This is a genomic window from Paractinoplanes globisporus DSM 43857, assembly GCF_000379645.1.
Lineage (GTDB): Bacteria > Actinomycetota > Actinomycetes > Mycobacteriales > Micromonosporaceae > Actinoplanes > Actinoplanes globisporus.
Map to the genome: position 1 here is coordinate 44,098 of NZ_KB903308.1, position 24,977 is coordinate 69,074.

Annotated in this window: 22 protein-coding genes and 1 pseudogene; 14 read left to right on the forward strand and 9 right to left on the reverse strand. The window is 71.0% G+C overall.

Going from position 1 to position 24,977, the window contains the following annotated elements; genetic code table 11:
- Positions 1 to 23 precede the first annotated feature (23 nt).
- Positions 24 to 3,557 carry a DNA polymerase III subunit alpha gene (dnaE, locus tag A3CQ_RS0123460; RefSeq protein WP_020513399.1) on the forward strand — a complete coding sequence of 1,178 codons (3,534 nt, stop codon included), beginning with the start codon at positions 24 to 26 and terminating at the stop codon, positions 3,555 to 3,557.
- Positions 3,558 to 3,635: 78 nt separating this feature from the next.
- Positions 3,636 to 4,697, forward strand: coding sequence for a hypothetical protein (locus A3CQ_RS62180; protein ID WP_211216670.1), 1,062 nt, complete (start codon positions 3,636 to 3,638; stop codon positions 4,695 to 4,697).
- A 128-nt stretch (positions 4,698 to 4,825) separates the two neighbouring features.
- Here the strand turns inward: A3CQ_RS62180 and A3CQ_RS0123470 are convergent, their stop codons facing one another.
- Positions 4,826 to 5,533: an LON peptidase substrate-binding domain-containing protein gene (locus A3CQ_RS0123470; protein WP_020513401.1), complete on the reverse strand. Its 708-nt coding sequence runs from the start codon at positions 5,531 to 5,533 to the stop codon at positions 4,826 to 4,828.
- 135 nt (positions 5,534 to 5,668) lie between these two features.
- Here A3CQ_RS0123470 and hisD point away from each other — a divergent pair, with 135 nt between their 5' ends.
- From hisD to priA, 7 genes are read left to right on the forward strand one after another with little or no spacing between them, the layout of a single operon-like run.
- Positions 5,669 to 7,024 carry a histidinol dehydrogenase gene (hisD, locus tag A3CQ_RS53770; RefSeq protein ID WP_051115329.1) on the forward strand — a complete coding sequence of 452 codons (1,356 nt, stop codon included), beginning with the start codon at positions 5,669 to 5,671 and terminating at the stop codon, positions 7,022 to 7,024.
- Positions 7,021 to 8,094: a histidinol-phosphate transaminase gene (locus A3CQ_RS0123480; protein WP_020513403.1), complete on the forward strand. Its 1,074-nt coding sequence runs from the start codon at positions 7,021 to 7,023 to the stop codon at positions 8,092 to 8,094. Before hisD ends, A3CQ_RS0123480 begins: the two co-directional genes overlap by 4 nt.
- 16 nt (positions 8,095 to 8,110) lie before the next feature.
- Positions 8,111 to 8,722 carry an imidazoleglycerol-phosphate dehydratase HisB gene (gene hisB / locus A3CQ_RS0123485; protein ID WP_020513404.1) on the forward strand — a complete coding sequence of 204 codons (612 nt, stop codon included), beginning with the start codon at positions 8,111 to 8,113 and terminating at the stop codon, positions 8,720 to 8,722.
- Positions 8,722 to 8,880 (forward strand): CG2302 family histidine operon protein, encoded by a 159-nt coding sequence (locus A3CQ_RS60980; protein WP_020513405.1) that lies wholly within the window; start codon positions 8,722 to 8,724, stop codon positions 8,878 to 8,880. Before hisB ends, A3CQ_RS60980 begins: the two co-directional genes overlap by 1 nt.
- Before the next feature lie 4 nt (positions 8,881 to 8,884).
- A complete protein-coding gene (gene hisH / locus A3CQ_RS0123495; protein WP_020513406.1) occupies positions 8,885 to 9,505 on the forward strand; it encodes an imidazole glycerol phosphate synthase subunit HisH in 621 nt (206 codons plus the stop codon).
- Positions 9,506 to 9,511: 6 nt separating this feature from the next.
- On the forward strand, positions 9,512 to 9,829 hold the full coding sequence (locus A3CQ_RS0123500; protein ID WP_020513407.1) for a hypothetical protein: 318 nt from the start codon (positions 9,512 to 9,514) through the stop codon (positions 9,827 to 9,829).
- A gap of 13 nt (positions 9,830 to 9,842) precedes the next feature.
- On the forward strand, positions 9,843 to 10,562 hold the full coding sequence (gene priA / locus A3CQ_RS0123505; RefSeq protein ID WP_020513408.1) for a bifunctional 1-(5-phosphoribosyl)-5-((5-phosphoribosylamino)methylideneamino)imidazole-4-carboxamide isomerase/phosphoribosylanthranilate isomerase PriA: 720 nt from the start codon (positions 9,843 to 9,845) through the stop codon (positions 10,560 to 10,562).
- Here the strand turns inward: priA and A3CQ_RS0123510 are convergent.
- Positions 10,514 to 11,437 (reverse strand): LysR substrate-binding domain-containing protein, encoded by a 924-nt coding sequence (locus tag A3CQ_RS0123510; protein ID WP_020513409.1) that lies wholly within the window; start codon positions 11,435 to 11,437, stop codon positions 10,514 to 10,516. The genes priA and A3CQ_RS0123510 overlap by 49 nt on opposite strands.
- A gap of 72 nt (positions 11,438 to 11,509) precedes the next feature.
- Between A3CQ_RS0123510 and A3CQ_RS62945 the strand changes: the two genes are divergently transcribed.
- Entirely contained in the window at positions 11,510 to 12,484 is a 975-nt protein-coding gene (locus tag A3CQ_RS62945; RefSeq protein WP_084699187.1) for an EamA family transporter, read from the forward strand.
- Here the strand turns inward: A3CQ_RS62945 and A3CQ_RS62950 are convergent.
- Positions 12,475 to 15,279, reverse strand: a pseudogene (locus A3CQ_RS62950) (tetratricopeptide repeat protein); the annotation flags it as partial. The gene A3CQ_RS62945 and the pseudogene A3CQ_RS62950 overlap by 10 nt on opposite strands.
- 299 nt (positions 15,280 to 15,578) lie before the next feature.
- Here A3CQ_RS62950 and hisF point away from each other — a divergent pair.
- A complete protein-coding gene (gene hisF / locus A3CQ_RS0123525) occupies positions 15,579 to 16,340 on the forward strand; it encodes an imidazole glycerol phosphate synthase subunit HisF (protein WP_026206090.1) in 762 nt (253 codons plus the stop codon).
- Positions 16,341 to 16,342: 2 nt separating this feature from the next.
- On the opposite strand, the gene A3CQ_RS0123530 is transcribed toward hisF, so the two are convergent.
- The gene (locus A3CQ_RS0123530; RefSeq protein WP_020513413.1) at positions 16,343 to 16,771 is read right to left on the reverse strand and encodes a hypothetical protein; all 429 of its coding nucleotides are present in this window, start codon (positions 16,769 to 16,771) and stop codon (positions 16,343 to 16,345) included.
- A 66-nt stretch (positions 16,772 to 16,837) separates the two neighbouring features.
- On the reverse strand, positions 16,838 to 17,464 hold the full coding sequence (gene yczE, locus A3CQ_RS0123535; protein ID WP_020513414.1) for a membrane protein YczE: 627 nt from the start codon (positions 17,462 to 17,464) through the stop codon (positions 16,838 to 16,840).
- 59 nt (positions 17,465 to 17,523) lie between these two features.
- Between yczE and yczR the strand changes: the two genes are divergently transcribed.
- The gene (yczR, locus tag A3CQ_RS0123540; RefSeq protein WP_020513415.1) at positions 17,524 to 18,978 is read left to right on the forward strand and encodes a MocR-like transcription factor YczR; all 1,455 of its coding nucleotides are present in this window, start codon (positions 17,524 to 17,526) and stop codon (positions 18,976 to 18,978) included.
- On the opposite strand, the gene A3CQ_RS0123545 is transcribed toward yczR, so the two are convergent.
- Together A3CQ_RS0123545 and A3CQ_RS0123550 are read right to left on the reverse strand one after the other, a co-directional pair.
- Positions 18,975 to 19,436, reverse strand: coding sequence for a pyridoxamine 5'-phosphate oxidase family protein (locus A3CQ_RS0123545; protein WP_020513416.1), 462 nt, complete (start codon positions 19,434 to 19,436; stop codon positions 18,975 to 18,977). The two genes, yczR and A3CQ_RS0123545, sit on opposite strands and share 4 nt — an antisense overlap.
- Positions 19,429 to 19,770, reverse strand: a complete 342-nt coding sequence (locus A3CQ_RS0123550) for a VOC family protein (protein ID WP_020513417.1) — start codon at positions 19,768 to 19,770, stop codon at positions 19,429 to 19,431. The genes A3CQ_RS0123545 and A3CQ_RS0123550 overlap by 8 nt, the downstream gene beginning before the upstream one ends.
- Before the next feature lie 76 nt (positions 19,771 to 19,846).
- On the opposite strand from A3CQ_RS0123550, the gene A3CQ_RS0123555 reads away from it, so the two are divergent.
- Entirely contained in the window at positions 19,847 to 20,704 is an 858-nt protein-coding gene (locus A3CQ_RS0123555) for a sigma-70 family RNA polymerase sigma factor (protein WP_026206091.1), read from the forward strand.
- Between the two features lie 3 nt (positions 20,705 to 20,707).
- On the opposite strand, the gene A3CQ_RS0123560 is transcribed toward A3CQ_RS0123555, so the two are convergent.
- Positions 20,708 to 22,531 carry an AMP-dependent synthetase/ligase gene (locus A3CQ_RS0123560; RefSeq protein ID WP_020513419.1) on the reverse strand — a complete coding sequence of 608 codons (1,824 nt, stop codon included), beginning with the start codon at positions 22,529 to 22,531 and terminating at the stop codon, positions 20,708 to 20,710.
- Between the two features lie 140 nt (positions 22,532 to 22,671).
- On the opposite strand from A3CQ_RS0123560, the gene A3CQ_RS0123565 reads away from it, so the two are divergent.
- On the forward strand, positions 22,672 to 23,559 hold the full coding sequence (locus A3CQ_RS0123565) for a carbohydrate kinase family protein (RefSeq protein WP_040432746.1): 888 nt from the start codon (positions 22,672 to 22,674) through the stop codon (positions 23,557 to 23,559).
- A 50-nt stretch (positions 23,560 to 23,609) separates the two neighbouring features.
- Here the strand turns inward: A3CQ_RS0123565 and A3CQ_RS0123570 are convergent, their stop codons facing one another.
- Entirely contained in the window at positions 23,610 to 24,827 is a 1,218-nt protein-coding gene (locus A3CQ_RS0123570; protein ID WP_020513421.1) for an MFS transporter, read from the reverse strand.
- Between the last annotated feature and the right edge of the window lie 150 nt (positions 24,828 to 24,977).

Here is a 24,977-nt window from a genome sequence, read left to right on the forward strand (position 1 = left end):
GTCAAAACTTAAGGGGGCCCGGGGTGTCTGACTCGTTCGTGCATCTCCACGTGCACACCGAGTATTCGATGCTCGACGGGGCCGCCCGGGTCAAGGACCTGTTGTCCGAGGCCAAACGGCTCGGCATGCCGGCGGCGGCGATCACCGACCACGGCAACATGCACGGGGCGTACGACTTCTACACCCAGGCGAAAGCCGCCGAGATCATCCCGGTGATCGGCGTCGAGGCGTATGTGGCTCCCGAGTCCCGCCTCGACAAGGCCCGTATCAAGTGGGGCCGCCCCGAGCAGAAGGGCGACGACGTCTCCGGCAACGGCGCGTACACCCACATGACGATGTGGGCGCGCAACGCGGTCGGCCTGAAAAACCTCTTCCGGCTCAACTCGCGGGCCTCGATGGAGGGTCAGCTCGGCAAGTACCCCCGGATGGACTTCGACATCATCGCGGAGCACGCCGAGGGGATCATGGGGACGACCGGCTGCCCGTCCGGCGCCGTGCAGACCCGGCTGCGCCTGGGCCAGTTCGACGAGGCGCTCAAGTCCGCCGCGATGTACCAGGAGGCTCTCGGGAAGGACAACTACTTCCTCGAGATCATGGACCACGGCCTCTCCATCGAGAAAAGGGTCCGCGACGGCCTCCTCGAGATCGGCCGGAAACTCGGCATCCGCCCGCTGGTCACCAACGACTCCCACTACACATTCGAAGCGCAGTCCGAGGCGCACGACGTGCTGTTGTGCGTGCAGACCGGCAGCAACGTGGCCGACCCCAACCGGTTCCGCTTCGACGGCAACGGGTACTTCGTCAAGTCGGCCGACCAGATGCGCGCCGTCGACTCCTCCGACGCGTGGCAGGAAGGCTGCCGTACCACGCTGCTGGTCGCGGAAAAGGTCGACATCGACGGCATGTTCACCTTCAAGAACCTCATGCCCCGGTTCCCGATCCCCGAGGGCCGCACCGAGGAGGAGTACTTCCGCGAGGTCGCGTTCGAGGGCCTGCGGCGGCGCTTCCCCGACGGCATCCCCGACACGCACATCAAGCAGGCGGAGTACGAGCTCGGCGTCATCATCCAGATGGGCTTCCCGTCGTACTTCCTCGTGGTCGCCGACTTCATCCAGTGGTCCAAGCGCAACGGCATCGCGGTCGGCCCGGGCCGTGGCTCGGCGGCCGGCTCGCTCGTCGCGTACGCGATGGGAATCACCGACCTCGATCCGCTGCCGCACGGCCTGATCTTCGAGCGGTTCCTGAACCCCGAGCGCATCTCGATGCCCGACGTCGACATCGACTTCGACGAGCGCCGGCGGGGCGAGGTCATCAAGTACGTCACCGACCGGTGGGGCGAGGACAAGGTCGCGCAGATCGCCACGTTCGGCACGATCAAGGCCAAGGCCGCGATCAAGGACGCGGCCCGCGTGCTCGGCTATCCGTACTCGGTCGGCGACCAGATCACCAAGGCCATGCCGCCGGACGTCATGGGCAAGGGCATCCCGCTGTCGGGCATCTTCGACCGGGAGCACAAGCGGTACAGCGAGGCCGGCGAGGTCCGGACCCTGTACGAGCAGAACCCCGACGTCAAGAAGGTGATCGACACCGCCCGCGGCATCGAGGGCCTGATCCGGCAGACGGGCGTCCACGCGGCCGGCGTGATCATGTCGGCCGAGCCGATCATCGACCACATCCCGCTGATGCGCCGCGCCTCCGACGGCGTGATCATCACGCAGTTCGACTACCCGACCTGCGAGACGCTCGGCCTGCTCAAGATGGACTTCCTGGGCCTGCGAAACCTGACGATCCTCGACGACGCGGTCAAGAACATCAAGCTCAACCACGAGCTCGATCTCGACCTGCTCTCGGTCCCGCTCGACGACCAGGGTGCGTACGACCTGCTGGCGCGGGGCGACACGCTCGGCGTCTTCCAGTTGGACGGCGGCCCGATGCGGTCGCTGCTGCGGCTGATGAAACCGGACAACTTCGAGGACATCTCCGCGGTCCTGGCGCTGTACCGTCCGGGCCCGATGGGCGTCGAGTCGCACACCAACTACGCCCTGCGGAAAAACAAGCTGCAGGACATCACGCCGATCCACCCCCAGCTGGAAGAGCCGCTGCGCGAGATCCTCGAGCCGACGTACGGCCTGATCGTCTACCAGGAGCAGGTGCAGCGCGCCGCGCAGATCCTGGCCGGGTACAGCCTCGGCCAGGCCGACCTGCTCCGCCGGGCCATGGGCAAGAAGAAGAAGGAGATCCTCGACAAGGAGTTCATCCCGTTCCGGGACGGGTGCCGCGAGCGCGGCTACTCCGACGAGGCGATCCAGGCGGTGTGGGACGTGCTGGTCCCGTTCGCGGGCTACGCGTTCAACAAGGCGCACTCCGCGGCGTACGGCCTGGTGTCGTACTGGACGGCGTACCTGAAGGCGCACTACCCCGCCGAGTACATGGGCGGTCTGCTCACCAGCGTCGGCGACGACAAGGACAAGATGGCGATGTACCTGGCCGAGTGCCGGCGCATGGGCATCCAGGTCCTGCCGCCCGACGTCAACCAGTCCGCCGGCCCGTTCACCCCGGTCGGGAAGGACATCCGGTTCGGCCTCGCCGCCGTCCGCAACGTCGGGCACAACGTGGTGGAGTCGATCGCCCGGTGCCGTAAGGAGAAGGGCGCGTACCAGGACTTCTATGACTTCCTGTCGAAGGTGGACGCGGTCGTCTGCAACAAGAAGACGATTGAATCCCTGATCAAGGCCGGGGCCTTCGACTCGATGGGGCACAGCCGCAAGGGTCTGCTCGCCGTGCACGCCGAGGCCATCGACGCGTACGCGGATGTGAAGCGCAACGAGGCGGCCGGGCAGTTCGATCTCTTCGGGGCGTTCGGCGACACCGACGGGGGCTCGGCGGCGACCGTGGCGATGCCGCCGATCGGCGACAGCGAGTGGGACAAGCGGGACAAACTGGCCTTCGAGCGGGAAATGCTCGGCCTGTACGTCTCCGACCACCCGCTGGCCGGTCTCGAGCAGCTGCTGGCGAATGCGGCGGATACGACGATCGCGGCGCTCAACGAGGAGGGCTCGGTCCCCGACGGGCAGATCGTCACCCTCGCCGGCATCCTCACCGGCGTGCAGCGGCGGATCACCAAGCAGGGCCGGGCGTGGGCGTCGGCCACCCTCGAAGACTTGGCCGGTGGGGTCGAGACGCTGTTCTTCCCCAACACGTACGAGGTGATCGGGCAGTACATCGCCGAGGACGCGATCGTGGTCGTCAAGGGCCGGGTCGACCGGCGCGACGACACGCCGCGGATCATGGCGATGGACATGTCGCTGCCGGACGTCAGCCACAACCCCGACAGCAAGCCGGTCACGCTGACCATGCCGATCACGCGGTGCACGCCGCCGCTGGTGTCCGAGCTCAAGGAGATCCTCACCAGCCACCCCGGCGACTCCGAGGTGCACGTCCACCTGCAGAACGGCAGCCGCACGACGGTGCTGCGGCTCGGCGCCGTGCGGGTGGCGCCGACCCCGGCGCTGCGGGCCGACCTCAAGACCATCCTCGGCCCGTCCGCGGTCGCCTGACGGCGGAAGTGTGCAGGTGGGCCGGGGTGTGTCGGGGCGTGCAGGGCAGTCGGCGCCGAGACCTGGCAGGATCGTAGGGTGAACCCGAGTCAGGAGTCGGCCCACACCCCGGAGCCGGCGCAGCCCTCCACCCGGCCGCCGGCCGATCCGACGGCCGAGCCCGCCTTCGGCGGCCCGCCGGTGTCGCCGGGGCCTTCGGCCGGCGCTTCCGGTGGCTCTTTCGGCCCGCCTTCGTCGCCCGGCCCTTCGATGGACGGTTCTTTCGGTCCGTCGGCGTCGTCGGACCCTTCGGCCGGCGCGCACGGCGGCTCCTTCGGCGGGCCGGGTTATCCGGAGGGTGGTGGCTCGTCCGCGGAGGGTGGGGCGGTCGGGCCCGACGTCTACGGCGGGTATGGGCTGGCGCATCCGAGCGGGCCGGAGCAGACGGCCGACGGGGGCTTCGGGTCACGGTGGTGGGGCATGGGCGCGGCGGCGCGGCGGCCGTGGAAGCGGACGGCGCTGGTCGCGGTGCTGAGCGCGGCCGCGGTGATGGCGCTGGGCGGGCCGCTCGGGCTGCTGTGGGCGTGGATAGCGCCCAGCGTGCCGGTCATCGCCACCGGGCAGGACATCGTCGTCAACGACCCGTCGCCGGAGGAGTACATCGCGGCCGACGGGTGGTTCACGATTCTCGGGCTCGCCTTCGGCCTGCTCGTGGCGATCGTTGCCTGGCTGGTGCTGCGCCGTGACCGCGGGCCGTTCCTGCTGCTCGGTGTCGTCGTGGGCACGTTCGGCGCGGGTTACCTGGTGGCGCCCCGGGTCGGCGAGATGATCGGGCGGAGCGGCTACGAGCACTGGCGGGACACGGCCGTCCGCGGCGCGACCTATCTGGCACCGCCCGAGGTGCACTCGCTCGGGCCGAAACTGGTGGCGGCCTTCATGGCCGCGATCGTGCTGACCCTGCTGGCCGGCTGGTCCAACGACCCCGACCTCGAACAGCCCGGCGCCAAGCCCGGCTACGGCCCCAACTCGGCCGCCGCCCACGCGGACGCCCTCGCCGGTGGATCGGCCGTCGCTGACACCCACGCCGGTGCGCCGTCCGCGGAAACGCTCGACCCGCATTTGGCCCACCCCCAGGGCCCGGCCGAGCCACCCCACGCCTGACCACCGCGCGCCGAGCGGGCCGAACACGCGCTGGGCGAGGCGAACGCGCGCTGGGCGGGCCGAACGCGCGCTGGGCGAGGCGAACGCGCGCCGGGCGCGCCGGGCGGCTGAACGCCCGCCGGGCTGGGTCAGTTCGGGCTGGCGGGGCGGGCCAGGTCGGAAAGGGGGACCGGGACCGCGCGGACCCGAGCTAGCAGGCCGGCTTCGCGGTTGAGGAGCTTGAGCTCGGCACGCAGGCGGGTGGCCGTGTCGGGGGCGGAGAGCAGCAGCTGGCGCTCGTCGGTGGTCAGCTGGGCGGTGGCGGCGATCAGGTGGGAGAGGACCGTGGGGTCGCCGGGGACCGCGTCGATCACCTCGGAGTCGGGGCGTAGCAGGTCAAGGTACGTCCGGAAGGCGGCCAGGGCGCGCGGGGCCAACTGGGCGGCGGTCTCGTCGGCCGACTCGTCGGGGAGCCACTCGACCTTGGCCGTCAGGTAGGGCTCGGCGCCCTGGCGGACGTCGACGATCGAGAAGCGCCGGCGGCCGACGGTCATGATGTCGAAGCGGCCGTCGGGCAGCTCGGTGACCTGGCGCAGCTCGGCGGTGCAACCGACCGGGTACAGATCGTCGGCCAGCACCGGCGGCGGCTCGGGAGTGGGGCCCTCCTCGGCCTCGGGCGACGGCGCCTCGGCGCCCCGGCGCAGGGTCACGACGCCGAACTCGTGCGGGCCGTCCTCGGGGCTCGCGACCAGCTCGCGCACCAGCACGCGATACCGCTCCTCGAAGATGTGCAGGGGCAGCACAAGCCCAGGGAACAGCACCGTACCCAGCGGGAACACCGGCAGCCGCGCACTCACCGCCTCAGCCTATCGGCCGCCCCACCATGGTCAACCCGTGCCGGGCGGGTGCGGTGAGGACGGAAACATCCCAAGGCCTGGGCCCCGACGTGGCGCGGAAATATATCGGAGGCGGGGCCGCCTAGAATTGCTGGCGTGCTGAATCGGACCGACCTGCGGGGTTCCCAGAGGGACCCGCGAGGACTGCTGCCCCGTGCCCAGCTCGATGTCTCCGTGGCCGTCGAGCGCATCCGGCCGACCGTCGAGGCCGTCCATCAGCATGGTTTCAGCGCGATCCAGGAGGCCACGGAGAGGTTCGACGGGCTTCGGCTCGAGCGGTTGCGCGTTCCCGCGGCCGCCATCGCCGCAGCGGCGGAGGAGCTTGATCCCGAGGTGCGGGCCGCGCTCCTCGAGGTGATCAAGCGGGCCCGCAAGGTGCACGCCGACCAGAAACGGCAGGACGTCACGACCAAGGTGGTCGACGGCGGCACCGTCACCGAGCGCTGGCTGCCGGTGAGTCGCGTCGGTCTCTACGTGCCCGGCGGCCTCGCCGTCTACCCGTCGACCGTGGTGATGAACGTGGTGCCCGCGCAGGAGGCGGGCGTCGAGGGCCTCGTCGTGGCCAGCCCGCCGCAGAAGGAGAACGATGGCCTCCCCGACTCCCGCGTGCTCGCCGCCTGCGCGCTGCTCGGCGTCGACGAGGTCTACGCGGTCGGCGGCGCCCAGGCGATCGCCATGCTGGGCTACGGCTCCGACGGCGCCGATGAGGGCGATCGGTGCGAGCCGGTCGACATCATCACCGGGCCGGGCAACATCTGGGTGACCGCGGCCAAGCGCCTGCTGCGCGGCGTCGTCGGCATCGACGCCGAGGCCGGCCCCACCGAGATCGCGATCCTCGCCGACGAGACGGCCGACCCGCGGCACGTGGCGGCCGACCTGATCAGCCAGGCCGAGCACGACCCGCTGGCCGCGAGCGTGCTGGTCACCGACTCCGAGGCGCTGGCCGCGGCGGTCGAGGCCGAGCTGACCCGGCAGGTGGCGTCGACCAAACACGAGCAGCGGGTGCTGACCGCGCTCACCGGCGAGCAGTCCGGCGTCGTGCTCGTCGACGACCTCGAGCAGGGTTTGCGCGTCGTCGACGCGTACGCGGCCGAGCATTTGGAAATCCAGACGCGTGACGCGCGGCAGTGGGCCATGCGGGTCCGCAATGCCGGCGCGATCTTTGTGGGCGCCTGGTCGCCGGTGTCGCTGGGCGACTACGCGGCCGGCTCCAACCACGTGCTGCCGACGGCCGGCTGCGCGCGGCACTCCTCGGGCCTCTCGGTGCAGTCGTTCCTGCGCGGCATCCACGTCGTGGAGTACGACGAGGCCGCCCTGCGCGACGTGGCCGGCCACGTGGTCGCCCTGGCGAACGCGGAAGACCTGCCCGCGCACGGAGACGCCGTGAAGGTTCGCCTTCAGTCCGATTTAGGGCGGCGGGCGGGGCGGTTGGACGGGAGGTTTGACGGGTGAACATCGACGATCTGCCGATCCGCGACGACCTGCGGGGGAAATCGCCGTACGGCGCGCCGCAGCTCGACGTCGCGGTCCGGCTGAACACGAACGAGAACTCCTACTCGCTGCCCGACGAGGTGACCGACGCGATCGGCAAGGCCGTGCAGGCCGAGCTGCGCGACCTCAACCGTTACCCCGACCGGGACGCGATCGCCCTGCGCACCGATCTCGCCGACTACCTCGGCCACGGCCTGACCACCGCCAACGTCTGGGCGGCGAACGGGTCGAACGAGGTGCAGCAGCAGTTGCTCCAGGCGTTCGCCGGCCCGGGCCGGTCGGCGCTGGGCTTCGGCCCGTCCTATTCGATGCATCCGCTGCTCGCCCAGGGCACCGGCACCCGCTGGATCGGCGCGCTGCGCGACCCCGACTTCGGGCTGTCTCCATCGGCGGCCCGCGAGCAGCTCGAACGGCACGACCCCGACCTGGTGTTCCTCTGCTCGCCGAACAACCCGACCGGCACCGCGCTGGACCCCGAGGTGATCACCGAGGTGCTGGCGCACGCGCGCGGCATGGTGGTCGTCGACGAGGCGTACGCGGAGTTCGCGCGCGAGGGCACACCGAGCGCGCTCGGCCTGATCGCCGGCCATCCGCGCCTCGTGGTGAGCCGCACGATGAGCAAGGCGTTCGGGTTCGCCGGCGGCCGGCTCGGCTACTTCGCGGCCCACCCCGCCGTGGTGGACGCCGTCCAGCTGGTGCGACTCCCGTACCACCTGAGCTCCTTGACCCAGGCGGCCGCTCGCGCCGCGGTGGCGCAACGCGACGTCCTGCTCGCGACCGTCGAAGCGATCAAGGAGCAGCGTGACCGGATCGTGGTCACCCTGCGCGAGCGTGGCTACCGGGTCGCCGACAGCGACGCCAACTTCGTGCTGTTCGCTGTGTCACCAGGCGAGGCGAGCGGCGATCAGAAAGTCGTCTGGCAGCGGTTGCTCGACCGCGGCGTGCTGATCCGCGACGTCGGCCTGCCCGGCTGGCTGCGGGTGACCGCCGGCACCCCCGCGGAGACCGACGCGTTCCTGGAGGCGCTGTGATGAGGGAGGCCCGGCAATGAGCCGCACCGCGCGCATCGAGCGCGTCACCAACGAGACCAAGGTGCTCGTCGAGATCGACCTCGACGGAACCGGCCAGGGCGACCTCAACACCGGGGTCGGCTTCTACGACCACATGCTCAACCAGCTCGCCAAGCACGGCGGCTTCGACCTCACCGTGCGCACCGAGGGCGACCTCGAGATCGACGCCCACCACACCATGGAAGACACCGCCATCGCGCTCGGCGACGCCTTCTCCCGCGCGCTGGGTGACAAGGCCGGCATTCGGCGGTACGGCTCGGCCACGATCCCGATGGACGAGGTGCTCTGCCGCGCGGCCGTCGACCTCTCCGGCCGGCCGTACGTGGTGCACGACGAGCCCGAGCTCGCGCCGTACATCGGACCGGTCTATCCGACCAGCATGACCCGGCACATCTTCGAGTCGTTCGGCTTCGCCGCGAAGGTCACGCTGCACGTGAGCGTGCTGCGGGCGGCCCGCGACGGCGGCAAACCGGACGCGCACCACGTGGTGGAGGCGCAGTTCAAGGCGTTCTCCCGGGCGCTGCGCGAGGCCGTCGAGATCGACCCGCGCAACGCCGGCGCGCTGCCCTCGACCAAGGGCGTGCTCTGATGGCGATCGTCCTGTTCGTCGTGGCCGGCTTCCTGGCCGGTGGCGTGGTGCAGCTGATCAAGTCGGGGGCCACGAAGTTCAGCGTGGGCCTGGTCGGCCTTCTCGCCGCCCTGGCGGCGGCGGGCGGCGTCGCCTGGCTGCTCCCGGGGAACGGGTGAGGTCATGACCAGTGTGGTCGTGCTCGACTACGGGTCGGGCAACCTGCGTTCGGCGGAGCGGGCCGTGGCTCGCACGGGTGTCGACGTGGCGGTGACCAGCGACCTGGACGCCGCCGCGGCAGCCGATGGGCTGGTAGTGCCGGGGGTCGGGGCGTACGCGGCGTGCATGGCCGGCATCGACGAGCTGGGCGCGGGCCCGATGATCGCGGAACGGGTCGCCGGCGGCCGGCCGGTGCTGGGCGTCTGCGTCGGCATGCAGATCTTCTTCGACTCGGGCGTCGAGCACGGTGTCGAGACGAAGGGCCTGGGCCTGCTGCCGGGCGTGGTCAGCAGGCTCAAGGCGGAGCGCATCCCGCACATGGGCTGGAACACGGTCGACGTCGCCGACAAGTCCGAGTTGTTCGACGGGCTCGCGCCCGACGCCCGGTTCTACTTCGTCCACTCGTACGCGGCCTCAGATCTTGAAGCCCTGCGGAAAGCCGGCGCCAAGGTGACCACCGCGACCCACGACGAGCCCTTCGCGGCGGCGGTCGAGCTCGGTCGCCTGTCCGTCGCGCAGTTCCACCCGGAGAAATCGGCGGACGCGGGCTTCGCGCTGCTGCGCAACTGGGTCGCCGGGCTGTAGCGACCGGTGTCCAAGGAGCGTGCGAAACGGCGCGCCGAGCGGCTCGCCGCGCAGGAGCGGGAGCAAGCGGTCCGCGCCCGCCGGGATGCCCGCCGGCAGCGCCGCCGTGCCCTGGTCAGGCGGCTGACCCCGCGGATCGGCCGCCCGGGGCGAATCTATCGGCGTAGCCGGGGCGAGCGGATCGGCATCGTGCTGGTGCCGCTGATCGCCGCGGCCGCGGTCTGGCTGTTCGTGCCCGACATCGCGCTGCGTGTCGTGCTCACCATTGTCATCGTCATGGCCGTACCGGCCCTCGTAGTCGTGATCCTGGGTAAGAAAGCCTAGGTAAGGAGAGATCGTGACCCTCGCGCTGCTTCCCGCCGTCGACGTCGCCGACGGCCAGGCCGTCCGCCTCGTGCAGGGCGCCGCCGGCTCCGAGACCGCCTACGGCGACCCGCTCGAGGCCGCGCTCGCCTGGCAGAACGACGGGGCCGAGTGGGTGCATCTGGTCGATCTCGACGCGGCCTTCGGGCGCGGCTCGAACGCCGAGCTGCTCGCCGACGTGGTGCGCCGCCTCGACGTGAAGGTGGAGCTCTCGGGCGGCATCCGGGACGACGCGTCGCTGACCCGGGCGCTGTCGACCGGCGCGGCCCGGGTCAACATCGGCACCGCCGCCCTGGAGGACCCGGAGTGGTGCGACCGGGTCTGCGGCGAGTACGGCGACCGGGTCGCGATAGGGCTCGACGTGCGCGGCCGCACCCTGTCGGCGCGCGGCTGGACCCGCGACGGCGGCGACCTGTACGAGGTGCTGGCCCGGCTGGACAAGGCGGGCGCGGCCCGGTACGTCGTCACCGACATCACCAAGGACGGCACGATGCGCGGGCCGAACCTCGACCTGCTGCGCGAGGTGTGCGCGGCCACCGACAAGCCGGTCATCGCGAGCGGCGGCGTGTCCAAGCTGGACGACCTGCGCGCGCTCGCGACGCTCGAGCCGAACGGGGTGGAGGGCGTGATCGCCGGGAAGGCCCTCTATGCCGGGGCGTTCACGGTGCGCGAGGCCCTCGCGGCACTCGCCTGAACCCACGACTCCCGCAGCGCCCGCTCGGCGGCCCGGATGGCCGGGCGGGCGGCCGCCGCCTCACGCCAAGCGATCACGACGCGGCGGCGCGGTGCCGGATTTATCGCGACGATCCGCACGCCGTCCGGCAGTACGGCCGGGCGGGCCAGCCGCGGGATGATCGCCACGCCGAGGCCCGCCGCGATCAGCGTCAGCTGCGTCTCGAACTCGCCGACATGGAAGTCGGGCTGCACTCCCGGCAGCACCCGGACCAGCCACTCGTGGCAGACGTCCCCCGCCTTCGCCGCGATCCATCGCTCGTCGCGGACCGCGGCCAGCGTGGTCGTGCCGGCCAGCCGGTGCCCGCTCGGCACGATCAGGTCGGCCACGTCCCACCCCAGCTCGACGTGGGCGATGCCGGGCGGGTAACGCAGCGCCACCTCGGGCCAGTCGTCGAGCACCGCCAGGTCGACGTGGCCGCGGTGCAGCGCCTCGAGGCCCTCATGCGGGTTCGCCTCGATCAGCCCGGTGGACAGTTGGGGGTGGTCGGCCGCGAGCCGGTGCAGGGCCCAGGGCAGCAGCGCCCGGCAGGCGGTGGCGAAGGCGACCACGGTGAGCCGGCCGACGACGGTGTCGCGGTGGGCGGCCAGTGCCGCCTCGGCCTCGTCGACCGTGGCGAGGACCCGCTCGGCGTGCTGGGCGAGCAGCCGGCCGGCCTCGGTGAGCCGCAGGCCGCGCCCGTCCTTCTCGACCAGTGTGGCGCCGGTCTCGCGCTCGAGCTTGGCGAGCTGCTGGGAGACCGCGGACGGCGTGCAGTGCAGCGCCTCACCGGCGGCCAGGACGGTCTTGTAGCTGGCCACGGCGTGCAGGGCGCGCAGCCGACCGAGGTCGATCATGTAGCGATCCTACAACTTGGGTGAAGCACTATTCGATGGTGCTTAACGTTTTCCGCCGCGACGATCGACAGCATGAAACCGAGGGACATCGGCCTGGCCGTCGCGGTCATGGCCATCTGGGGCGTCAACTTCGTCGCCATCGAGACCGGCCTCGAGCACTTCCCGCCGTTGCTGTTCAACGCCCTGCGCTTCACGCTCGCAGCCTTCCCGGCGCTGTTGTTCGCGGGCCGCCCGCAGGTGCCGTGGCGCTGGATCGTGGCGACCGGCCTGATCCTCGGCGTCGTCAAGTTCACGCTCCTGTTCGCCGGCATGGCCGCCGGGATGCCCGCCGGCCTGAGCTCGCTGGTGCTGCAGAGCCAGCCCATCTTCACGGTCCTGTTCGCCGCGCTGCTGCTGCGCGAGCGGCCCCGGCGCGTACAAATTCTGGGTCTCTTGGTGGCCATGGCCGGCATTGTCGTCGTGGCCGCCGGCATGAGCGCCGGGATCGGCGCCTTCCTGCTGATCATCGGCGCGGCCGCAGCCTGGGGCCTGTCCAACATCGTCACCCGCAAGGCGTCCCCGCCCGACACGCTGCGCTTCATGATCTGGGTCAGCGCCGTGGCCTGCGGCCCGCTCACCGCGCTCTCGTTGCTGGTCGACGGCCCGTCGGCCGACCTCTCCGCGCTCCGCGCGATCGACGCCGAGGCCGTCCTGGCCGTGCTTTACGTCGCGCTTGTCTCGACACTCGCGGGTTTCGCGGCCTGGGGCTTCCTTCTCCGGCGGTACGGGGCGGCCACCGTGGCCCCGTTCTCGATGCTCGTCCCGTTCTTCGGGGTGGCCTCGGCCGCTCTCCTGCTCGGCGAACGGATCCAGCCGATCGACGTTCTCGGCGGGGCGCTCGTGGTGGGCGGAATCCTGCTAGGCCTGAGGCGTCAATCGTCGAAGACGACGACACCATCCACGACCCGTCCGTCGTCGAAGACGATCGCACCGTCCACGACCCGCCAGGACAGCGAGGGGTCCAGCTCCGTCGCCCGGCGGAAGTCCGCCTCGGCCTCCTCCACCTGACCGAGTTCCTGCCGCAGGACGCCGCGCAATACGTGATAGGTGGCGTCCTCGTCGTCGAGTGCGAAAACCCGCTCGACGTCCTCGAGAGCGCGCTCGTAATTGCCCATGCGCCGGTACACGTCGGCGCGCTCGGCCAGCGCCCAGTCGTTCGCATCGGTCAACTCGATCGCGTGGTTCAGGTCCCGCAGCGCTTCGTCGAAGTTTCTCAGAGCGGCATGAGTCTGCCCGCGGCTGCCGATCGTCCACGAGTCGACCTCGCCCAGCTGCACGGCCCGATCGAAGTCGTCGAGCGCGTCCCGATGACGGTCCAGGAGGCGGTAGGTCTCGCCGCGCTGCGCGAACGCCCAGGCATAATCGTGGTCGATGTCGATGGCGCGGTTGAGTCGCACCAGCGCTTCGTCGAAGCTCTTCCGTTCTCGATAGGCTGCGCCGAGTTCGGCTGATGCCCACGCATTGGCGTCATTGAGCTCGACAGCGCGAGTGAGGTCCGCGACGGCCTCGTCGAGCCTGTCCATGACTCGGTAGGTCGAGCCGCGCTCGGCGAGCGCCCAGGCGTCGTCGCCGTCGTCGAGTTCGATGGCGGCGGTGAGGTCGGTTACGGCCTGGACGTATTGCTTGGTCAGACGGTGCACGCTACCGCGACTGGCGAGAGCCCAACTGTCTCTCCCGTCGAGCGCTATGGCTCGATCGAGGTCGGCGAGCGCTTCCGTGTAGCGGCTCAGCTGGCGGTAGCACTCTCCTCGGTGCCCAATTGCCCATGCGTAGTCGCGGTCGAGCGCGATAGCGCGGTCGAAATCGGTGAGCGCTTCCGCGTGGCGGTCCATGAGGCGATAGGTCTCGGCGCGCTGGGCGACAGCCCCGCTGTAGGAGTCCTTTATCGTGATTGCTCGGCTGAAGTCGCTCAGCGCCTGTTCAAAGTGATCCTGAAACCGGTGTGCCAGTCCACGTCCGCCGAACAGCCATGCGATGCCGCTGTCGAGCTCGATGGCTCGAGTGAAGTCCGCGATCGCCTCGTCGTAACGTCCCATCGCCAGGAAGGTCTGGCCCCTACTGCCGACAGTCCAGGCATCACTCGGCCTTTCGAGCTCGATGGCGCGGTCGAAGTCGACCACCGCGTCGTCGTAGCGGCCCATCAGCCGGTACGTCTCGGCCCGCTGGCCGATCGCCCAGGACCGGGTGCCGTTGAGCTCGATGGCGCGGTTGAGGTCGTCGATCGCCTCGCCGTACCGCTTCATCCAGCTGTAGGCCTGTCCTCGCCGCGCCAGCGCCCAGGAGTCCAGCGGGTCGAGGCGGAGGGCATGCCCGAAGTCAGTCAGGGCGTCGTCGTAGCGGTCCAAGTAGCCGCGGGCGGCGCCACGTACCGCGTAGGCGGCGGCCAGGTCGGGATCGTGACGCAAGGCCCGGGTGCAGTCCTCGATCGCCAGTTCGTCGAGGTCGGCCAAGTACCGCAGGCGGCCACGCTCGAGCAGCAGGACTGCCTGGCCCGCACTGTTGTGCCGCCCCAGATCGATCAGACGAGTGAGCAGCTTGGTGGCCGGGTCCTCACCGTGGGTGGCGGCCTCGAACAAGCTGCGGCCGACCTCCTGGGTCTCCGGGTCGTCGATGTCGCGACCGGCCTCGACGATCACTTCGGCCCAGCGCCGGGCCACCGAGATTCCGGCCTTCACCACCTCTGCCGCGTCGGCCAGGACCGCGTCCAGGGGTAGTTCACGTGAGCAGAGTCCGTGGTAGACGGCCTCGAGTTGGTGGGCCTGCCAGTTCTCGGCCTCCCACGGCGTCGTGTCGGTGGAGTCGCGGCGCTCGCGGTGGGCCGCCGCGAGGCGGGCGTGTGCCTCCCGCCAGCGCTGCGGCGAGCGCTGACGCTGCCAGCGGAGCATCGGAGCGCGGACGACGTCGTGATAACGATCACCGCGGATGAACGCCTGGTGGATCAGCCAGCCGAACAGGTCCGCCGCGTCCTCCCGGCCGAGCGCCGCGCCCAGTAGGTCCTCGTCGATGCGGCGGGGCAGGGCGCCGGCCAGCGCGGCCTGCCGGCGGGAGACGTCGGGCTCCCACTTGAGGAAGCGCTCGACGGCGGTGTCGGCCGGGTCGTCGACCTCGTCGGCACCGGCCGGACGGCTCTTGGCCAGCATGTCGACCAGGAGCGGCAGGCCACCGGACAGCGACATGATCATGTCGACCGCTCGGCTGTCGGTGACCTCGTGGGCGGCGAGTAGCTGCCGGATCTCGACGGCGGTGAAGACCGCCAGCGGGACCGGCGCGATCAGGCCGAGCAGGTCTGCCCAGCGGTTGATGTCGAGCGGGAGACGTCCGGCGATCACCAGGGTGACCGTCGCCGGGATCTCGCCGTGTTCGCCGGACATCAGGTCGATCAGCCAGTCCTCAAGGACGACGCCGCTTTGCTCGAAGGTGTCGAAGAACAGGACGATCGAGCGCGACGTTGCGATCCGGCGCAGCGCGTCGGCGAAGAGCGGGCCGAGCTCTTCGGTGGGATAGAGCATCAGCCGGACCTCGCGCGAGTCGCGCACCTTGGTCGCGAGGAACTGCCGGACGCGGTCGACGGCGTCCGCCGCGGTGTCGCCGTCGACCAGATCGACGACCGGTCCGGCGCCAGGGATCGCCTTCGAGGCGTGCAGGCCCGCCTTCACTCCCGTCCGCACTATCTTGCTCCACAGCTCGGACGGGGCCTGCGGGTCGCTTTCCAGCCGGTCCCGGTTCTTGCGGAAGCTCGCGTAGCGGGCGCGGAAGTCCTTGGCCTCGCGTGGCTGTCCGAGCTGGTCGAGGAGGGCGGACATCGCCTCGGGCGCGCTGAAAACGCGCTCGTCGACCAGAGCCTCGGTCGCGCCGGCCGCGCGGGCGATCTGCCGCCATTGCTCCAGCAGAGTCGACTTGCCGACGCCACCCTCGCCGTACACGGTGAAGATGTAGGCCTTCGCGGCGGGCGGGAGACCGAGGTTTTCCCGAAACACCGCCAGCTGGCCGCCGCGGCCCACGAAGCCGGCACCTCGGCGGCTGCGGAGGATCGCCTGGATGGATTCCGGACTGTCGGCCACGGGCTACAGCATGTCACGTGGCACCAATTAGGCTTTGTCGCATGACGGTGGCGGTGCGCGTTATCCCTTGCCTGGACGTGGATGCGGGACGGGTGGTCAAGGGCGTCAACTTCGTCGACCTGCGGGATGCCGGCGATCCGGTCGAGCTCGCGGCGGCGTACGACGCGGCCGGCGCCGACGAGCTGACATTCCTCGACGTGACCGCCTCCTCCGACGACCGCGGCACGATGCTCGACGTCGTGCGGCGCACCGCCGAGAGCGTCTTCATCCCGCTCACCGTGGGCGGCGGCGTGCGCTCGGTGGCCGACGTCGACGTGCTGCTGCGGGCCGGGGCCGACAAGGTCGGGGTCAACACGGCGGCGATCAAGCGGCCCGAGCTGATCCGGGAGATCGCGGAGCGGTTCGGCAACCAGGTGCTCGTGCTCTCGCTCGACGTGCGCCGGTCGGCCGATCAGCCCAGCGGGTGGGAGGTCACCACGCACGGCGGGCGGCGCAGCGCGGGCCTCGACGCGATCGCCTGGGCGCGCACGGTCGCCGAGCTCGGCGCGGGGGAGATCCTGCTCAACTCGATGGACGCGGACGGCACCAAGGCGGGTTTCGACCTCGAGCTGATCGAGGCGGTGCGGGCCGTGGTCGACATCCCGGTCATCGCCAGCGGGGGAGCGGGCGCGGTGGAGCACTTCCCGCCGGCCGTGGCGGCGGGGGCCGACGCGGTGCTCGCGGCCAGCGTCTTCCACTTCGGAGACCTCAGCATCGGCGAGGTCAAGGAGAGCCTGCGGGCGGCCGGCAACCCGGTCCGGTAAAACTAGCGGCCGTCCGCCAGGCGCAGAGAGTACTCGCGGACGGCGGCGTTGTAGGTCGCCTCGTCGAGGATCCAGTCGGAGTCGCCGGGCTCGCTCGCGCGGTTGAGCTGAGCCTGCAGCGTCATCACGGCCGAGGAGAGGCCGCTGAACGGGCGGGTGCGCCAGAGCTGCTCGCCGGCCGGGGCGATCTCGATCAGGTCGTCCTCGATGATCAACAGACCGGCGCCGGCCAGGCGGCGCACCGACTCCTGCAGTTCCTGGCGGGTCGGCACGGCGTGGTGCAGGAAGTCGGCGGCGGCCAGGACGTCGGCGAGGCCGGCCCCGGTGATCGGCAGGGCGGCGTGGCTGGCCCGGTCCCGCTCGAGGCGCTCGGCGATGACCGCGGACACGAAGATCCAAGCGTCGTTCCACTGCCAGTCGCCAGCCCCCATGCGGCAATGATGCCGCGCCGCCGCCGCGCCCGGAAGCAAATGTGTCCGGATGATCACCGACCTGTGTCAGTCCACAGAGGCCAGTTGTGTCCGCGGGACGCCGCCGACCGTGCAGAGCGGGAGGAACAACTGCACCAGCGGGCCGATGGCCAGGGCGTACAGGACCGTGCCGAGGCCGACCGTACCGCCCAGGAGGAAACCGACGCCGAGGACGGAAAGCTCGATAGTGGTACGGACCAGGCGGATCGACAGGCGCGGGAAACGGCTCACGATCCCGGTCATCAGGCCGTCGCGCGGGCCCGGGCCCATCCGGGCGCCGATGTACAGCCCGGTGGCCAGGCCGTTGACCACGATGCCGGCGACCAGATAGCCGGTCCGGGCCGGGATGCCGTGGCCGGCCGGGAGCACGGCCAGCGCCCCGTCCACCACGAACCCGATCACCACGAGGTTCGCGATCGTGCCGAAGCCGGGCCGCTGCCGCAGCGGGATCCACAGCAGCAGGATCGGGATGCCGAGCAGGATCACCACCCAGCCGAAGCTGATCCCGGTCACCTTCGACAGGCCCTGGTGGAAGACGTCCCACGGGTTGAGACCGAGATCGGACTGCACCATGAAGGCCATGCTGAACCCGTAGAGCACCAGGCCCGTGAAGAGTTGAATGAGACGACGATCTCGGTTGCCGGTTGCCTTCATAAGTGCCACTCTGAAGGCCAATTCGCCGTGGCTGAAGAGCCAATTCGCGGGAGGTGGCTGTGACGAGCTCGGTTCGAGGGGTCCAACTGGCCCGCCTGCTCGGTCAGTGGCATTCTCTGCCCGGCCGCCACCGCAGCCCCGATTACGCCGCGCTCGCCGCCGCCGTGCGCGGTCTACTCTCCGACGGGCGCCTGCCGCTCGGCGTGCGACTTCCCGCGGAACGGGAACTGGCCGAGGCGCTCGGGGTCAGCCGCACCACGGTCTCCGCCGCGTACCGCGCCCTGAGAGAGACCGGCCACCTCACCAGCCGGCGCGGCGCCGGAAGCTGGACCACGCTCCCGCATGGCCACCGGGTGGTCACCTCGGGCCTGTGGGCGGCCGGCGACGAGAGCGACGTGATCGACCTCGGCGTGGCCGCCTCCCCGGCGCCCGACGAGCTGGTGGCCGCGGCCCGCGCCGCCGCCGACGACCTTCCGCGCTACGTGGGCAGCGCCGGGTACCACCCGACCGGCCTGGTCGAGCTGCGCGAGGCGGTCGCGGCCGGGTACACGGCCCGCGGCGTCGCCACCTCGGCCGAGCAGATCCTCATCACCGCCGGCACCCAGCAGGCGCTCGACCTGGTGCTACGGCTCTCGGTCCCGGCCGGGGCGCCGGTGCTGGTCGAGTCGCCGACGTACCCGAACGCGCTGGCCGCGCTCTCCGCCCGCCGCGCACGGATCAACACGCACGGCCTGGACGCGGCGACCGGCTGGGACGGCGAGATGTTGCTCGGCGCGGTACGACAGGGGCGGCCGCGGGTCGCGTACGTGATCCCGGAGTTTCACAATCCCACCGGCCACCTGATGGATGCCGCCCTGCGGGAGCGCCTGGTGGCCACCGCGCACTCGGCCGGCACCGAGCTGATCGTCGACGAGTCGTTCGTCGACCTGTCGCTGGACGGCGCCGAGATGCCGCCGCCGGTCGCGGTCTTCGACCGGCACTCCCGGGTCGTGTCGATCGGCGGGATGAGCAAGGCGTACTGGGGTGGCCTGCGGATCGGCTGGGTCCGGGCCTCGGCGCCGCTCGTGCAGCGGCTGGCCGCGATCCGGGTCGGGGTCGACATGGCCAGCCCGGTGCTGGAGCAGCTGGTGGGCGTGCGCCTGCTCGCCCAGGCCCCGCAGATCGTGGCCGCGCGCCGCGCCCAGCTGCGGCCCCGCCGCGACGCGCTGATCGCGGCCATGCGCGAGCACCTGCCCGAGTGGAGCTTCACCGTGCCGTCGGGCGGGGTGATGCTCTGGGCCGAGCTGGACGGGCCGATCTCCAGCGCGCTCGCCCGGGCCGCCGAGGACGTGGACGTCCGGCTGGCCCCGGGGCCGCGCTTCGGTCTCGACGGCACGCTGGAGCGCTTCCTGCGGCTGCCGTTCGCCCTCGACGAGGAGACCCTCACCGAGGCCGTGAAGCGGATCGCGTCCGTGCGGTACGACCTGGACCGCGGCGCCCGCCCGGCCTGGCGGGCGCCCGCGGTGATCGCCTAAACGAGCCAGACCCCGTCCGCCATCAGCAGACGATCGGGGATCTCGTTCAGCTCCCGCCACGCCTGCACGCGCAGGGGACGCAAGGCGAGGAAGACGTACGAGTCGCCGGCCTCGCGCGGATCCCAGTCGTTCTGACTCGCGTACGCATCGCCCACTGCTCCGGCGGCGCCGACGGGGATCGTTTCGGCGAGGACCGCCTCGATCAGCACCACGTCCCGGGTGGGTCCCAGCCCGACCCGGGCCCGCCCGTGTGCGGCGAGGTTCCGCGCGGTGGGCGAGCGCCGGGCCGTGGCCAGGATGATCCGCTCCTCGAACCAGGCGAGCGTGAGCGGAACGAGGTAGGGCTCCGGTGAAGACGACGCGGTGGCGACCCAGCAGTCGGCGACCGGGGCCGCGAGCCGGGCCAGCACGTCCGCCTTCCGGACCGAAGCGGACCGCGGACCCGGCTGCTCAGGCACTGGCACCCTGGAACAGGCCGATGATGTTGCCGTCGCCGTCTCGCAGGTGCGCGGTCAGGCCACCGCCGCCGACGTCCTTCGGCTCCTGCTCGACCGTCGCCCCCGCGGCGGTCAGCGCGGTCACCGTCGCGTTGACGTCGTCCACGTGGTAGTACGTGATCGGCCCGGCGGTGAGGTCACCGTGCGGGTTGAGGCCCACTTCAGGCGAGCCCTCGGGGCGGAAGCCGACGTAGTACGGCGACGCCATGTACGGGTCGACGCCGAGCAGCTTCGAGTACAGCGCGGTGGCCGCGTCCAGGTCCTTGACCGGGACCGTGATCGTGCGGATGGTCATGGGATCCTCCCTCTGTCACAGCGGACCACTGCGGTCCGTCAAAGGCTATGACGGACCCCGAGCGGAGAGTGTGACGATGAGCGAACTGGAGAACCTGGCGGCACGGTTCGAGGCCGATCGGCCACACCTGCGGCAGGTGGCCCAGCGGATCCTGGGGTCGGCGCACGAGGCCGACGACGCCGTGCAGGAGGCCTGGGTGCGGCTGAGCCGGTCCGACACGGCCGAGGTGGACAACCTGACCGGGTGGCTGACCACCGTCGTCTCCCGGGTCTGCCTCGACATGCTGCGCTCCCGCCAGGCCCGCCGGGAGGACCCGGCCGAGCTGCCCGTGCTGGCGGCCGAGACGGCCGACCCCGAGCAGGAGGCGGTGATGGCCGACGCGCTCGGTCCGGCGCTGCTGCTGGTGCTCGACACGCTCGGCCCGCGCGAGCGGCTCGCCTTCGTGCTGCACGACATGTTCGCGGTCCCGTTCCCGCAGATCGCCGAGATCATCGGGGCGTCGCCGGCGGTGGCCCGCCAGCTCGCGAGTCGCGCCCGCCGGCGCATCCAGGGCACCGACCCCACCGAAGACGGACAAACCACGAGAAAACGCGAAATAGTGGAGGCGTTCCTGGCGGCGGCCCGCGGTGGTGAGTTCGCGGCGCTGCTCCAGCTGCTCGATCCCTCGGTGATCCTGAGTGCCGACGAGGCGGCGGTCGCCATGGGCAACACCAACGCCCTGTCCGAGGGCCCCGAGGCGGTGGCCGGCGTGTTCAACGGCCGGGCCAAGGCGCTGCGCACCGCGTACATCGACGGCGTGCCCGGCCTGGTCTGGGCGCTGCGCGGCGAGCCGAAGGTCGTGTTCGCCTTCGCCTTCGAGGACGGCCTGATCACCGGGATCGAGCAGCTCGCCGACCCGGAGACCCTGGCCGCCCTCGAGATCGAGTTCGTGTGAGGATCAGATCTGGGCGAGCGATCCCTCGTACATCTTGTCGATCTGAGCGGCGAAGTTCGTCTCCACGCTCCGCCGCTTGATCTTCATGGACGGGGTGACCTCGCCGGCCTCGATGCTCAGGTCGCGCGGCAGGATGGCGAACTTCTTCACCGTCTCCCACCGGTTGAGCTTCTGGTTGAGCTCCTTCACGTACCCGTCGATGAGCGCCTCCACCTCGGGGGCGCTCACCAGCTCCTCGTACGGCTTGCCGTCGAGCGGTCCGCCCTTCGCCCAGGAGACGATCGCGTCCTCGTCGAGCGAGATCAGCATGGTGACGTAGTTGCGGGCCTGGCCGACGATGACCGCCTGCGACGTGTAGGGGCAGACCGCCTTGAACATGCCCTCGATCGCCGAGGGGGCGATGTACTTGCCGCCGGAGGTCTTGACCAGGTCTTTCTTGCGGTCGGTGATGGTCAGGAAGCCGTCGGCGTCGAGCTCGCCAATGTCCCCGGTGCGCAGGAAGCCGTCCTCGGTGAACGCCTCGGCCGTCTCCTGCGGGAGGTCGTGGTAACCCCGCATGACGGGCGCGCCGCGCAGCAGGATCTCGCCATCCGAGTCGATCTTGCATTCCAGGTCGCCGAGCGGCAGCCCGACCGTGCCGATCTTCAGGCTGCCGATCCGGTTCACGAAGTTCGCGGCGCTGCTCTCGGTCATCCCGTACCCCTCCATGATCGGAAGGTTGGCGGCCGCGAAGAACTCGGCGATGTCGCGGCTCAGCGGGGCCGAGCCGCTGACCAGCACCCGCAGCCGGCCGCCGAGCCGGGTCTGCAGCTTCGAGAAGACCAGCCGCTCGGCCAGCGAGTACTTCACCTTCAGGGTGCCGGGCAGCGGCTTGCCGGCCTGCTCGAGCGCGACCTTCTGCTTGCCGGTGGCGACCGCCCAGCCGAAGATCTTGGCCTTGGCCCCGCCCGCCTCGAGCGCGGTGGTGACGGTCTTGTTGTAGACCTTCTCGAAGATGCGGGGGGCCGCGCACATCAGCGTCGGCTTGACCACGGCCAGCATGTCGACCAGCTTGTCGACCCGGCCGTCGATGTACGTCGGGACGCCGACGTGGAGGATGCCGCAGAGCAGCGTCTTGCCGAACGAGTGCGACAGCGGGAGCCACAGATATTGCAGGTCGGTCGACTCGAAGAGACCGAGGTCTTCCTGGGCGACGCCCTCCCACGTCCAGCCCTTGTGCAGCAGCTGCACGCCCTTGGGCCGGCCGGTGGTGCCCGACGTGTAGATGAGCGTGGCGAGGTGATCGGGGCCGACCGTCTCGACGACCTGGTCGATCAGTTTCGGGCTGTCGCGCAGGGCCGCCGCGCCGCGCTCCTCGAGCTCGGCCAGCGTGAGCTGCGGCGGGGTGGCGCCCGCGTCGGCCTGCCCGTCGAGCAGCACCACATGCGTCACGCTGGTCTCGGCGCCGGAGATCTTGAGGGCCTGTTTCGGGTTCTCCGCGATCAGCACCTTCGACCCCGAGTTGGCCACGATGTAGCTCGCGTCCTCGGGCTCGGTGGTGGGGTAGACCGTGGTGGTGGCCGCGCCCGCGCAGTTGATGCCGAGGTCGGCGAGCACCCACTCGTACCGCGTACCGGCCAGGATCGCGACCCGGTCCTCGAGCCCGACGCCCAGCGAGCGCAGGCCGGCGGCGATCGCCTTGGCCCGCTCGCCCACCTCCGACCAGGTGTGCCAGACCATGCCGGTGTCGTCCGCGTTCGGCGTCGCGAACGCCTGACCGTTCGGTGTCGCCGCCACGCGCTTCAAGAACATGTCGGGAATCGACCGGTAGGGAACCTCGAGAGCCATCGGGCGCCGCCTTACGAACATAGGCCGGGGAACGGGGGTAACGCGCTTGTTACCGGAGGGTATTGAAAGTGCGGCCGGAGGGCTAGTGCCACGCCATCTCATCGAGTTTATCGACGAACCGGCCGGTAGCCTCGCGAAGCATGCCCGTTCTTGTGGTCGGCGGTACCGGAATCGACACGATTGTCCCCGTGGCGGACCTGCCCGTCCTCGGCCCCGACTCGGCCCGCCCCACCGGGCCGATCCGCGACGACGTCTCGCACACCGGCACCTGTGTGGCACTGGCGCTGCGCGCGCTGGGCGTTCCGGTCGCGCTGGCCGACACCATCGGGGACGACGACGCCGGCCACCGTGTCGCGAGAGCCTTCGCCGAGTGGGGCATTCCGCTGCACGCGGCGTTCTCCCCGGCCGGCACCCGCCGCGCCGTCAACCTGATGGCCCCCGACGGCCGCCGCCTCTCCCTCTACGACGGCCGCGACGTGCCCGGTTACCGCCTGCCGCGCTCGATCTACGCCGAGCCGCTCGCCGCGGCGAGCCATGTTCACGTCACGATCGTCGACTGGGCCCGTCATCTGCTGCCCGAGCTGCGCGCGGAGGGTCGCATCATCTCGACCGACCTGCACGACTGGGACGGCGAGAACCCGTACCACCTCGACTTCGCCCTCGGCGCCGACCTGGTCTTCGTCAGCAACGTCCAGCTGGCCGAGGGTGCGGCCGCTCGCATCCTGACCGAGGGCGTCGCGTCGCACGTCCTGGTCACCGACGGCGCGAGGGGCGCGACCCTGCACACCCGCTCCGGCACCCGCCATCAGCCGGCCGCGGAACTCCCCGCGCCCCTGGTGGATTCCAACGGCGCCGGCGACGCCTTCGCCGCCGCCTTCCTGGCGGCCTTCCTGACGGGCGCGAGCGACGACGTCTGCCTACGCTGGGCGTCCCTTTCCGGTGCCTTTGCATGTACGCGTGCAGTAGGGGCGACCGGCTTCATCGGCCGGTCGGCCCTGCTCGCCCGGTTGGGCCAAGTCCCCGCCTAGCCGGTTCCGAGCGACGCCCGGCTCCGACGCGAAGTCCGGTTTGCGGACGCCTACGTCGGCGCTGCCTCCTCGATCGGCCGCATCGTGCGTATGCCGGCGGCCAGCGTGGCGGTCAAAGCGGCCACCGCGACCGAAGCGGCGAAGATGAGGATCGTCCGCGGGCTGCCCCATCGGGCCACGAAGACCCCCGAGAGCAGCGGCGCGGCCGCCGAGGCCGACATGGCGGCCAGGAAGATGACGCTGAGGACCCGCCCCTGGAGGTGGTCCGGCGTGATCGCGGCCTGATATCCGAAGAGGGCGGCGTTGCACGACGGCCCCAGGAAGACCGCGAGCGCCACCGGTATCGCGGCGGCGATGCTGGCCGTGAGCCAGGCGCTTGCCACCAGCACGCCAGCCGCCGCCCAGCAGATGAACCGGATCAGGCGGGTGAACGGCAGCCACCGCTGCAGGGTGGGCGCCACGAAAGCCCCGGTCAGCCCGCCCACCCCGACGATCGTCTCGGTCAAACCGATGACCCCCGGCTGCACGCCGTGGCGCTGGAGGGTGACGATGATCGTGAAGATCGCCCCGTTGAGGGCGAAGTTCAGCGGGGCCGCGATGATCAGGACGGCCCGCAGGAACGGGTTGCCGAAGACGAAGCGCAGGCCCTCGGCCAGCGCCGCCGCGTGCCCGGGCGGGCGCTCGACCCGCTCGGCCTGCAGCGGCCGGCGGATCAGCAGCACCCCGGCGAAGGACGCCAGGTACGACACGGCGTTGCCCAGGAACGGCAGCGCGTGGGTGACACCGAAGAGCAGCCCGCCCAGCGGCGGCCCGGCCAGCGAGGTGCCGTAGCTGCGGGCCTCGTTGCGGGCCACCGCGGCCGGCAGTTGCGCCGGGGGGACGATGCTGCGGACCGAGGCCAGCTCGATCGTGTTGAACAGCGCGGTGCAGGAGGCGTCCAGGACCGCGACCACGATGATCACGTCGAGGCCGGCGCGCCCGGCGGCCACGGCCGCGGCGAGCATCAGGAAGGCCACGAGGCGGATCACGTCGCACGCGAGCATGGTGCGGCGGCGGTCGGCCCGGTCGGCCAGGACGCCGGCGGGCAGGCGAACCGCCAGCTTGACGACGAGGGCGGTGGTGCCGACCGCCCCGGCCGCCACGGGGGAGCCGGTCTGCTCGAGCACGAGCAGGGGCAGGGCGAGCTGGGCGATCGCGCTGCCGAGGTCGGACAGCGACTGGGAGGACCACAGGAGGTTGAACTCCCGGTTGCGCCAGAGGGTGGTCACGCGCCGACACCGTACAGTCGCAACCCGATCACCTAGCGTAAGGTATTTACTACCGGCGATTTGTGCAACTCTTCTGTCCAAGATCGTCGACGGCCGGGGGCCGTCTCCGTGCTCGTGGCACGTCAGCGCGACGGCCCGCCGCTCCGCATG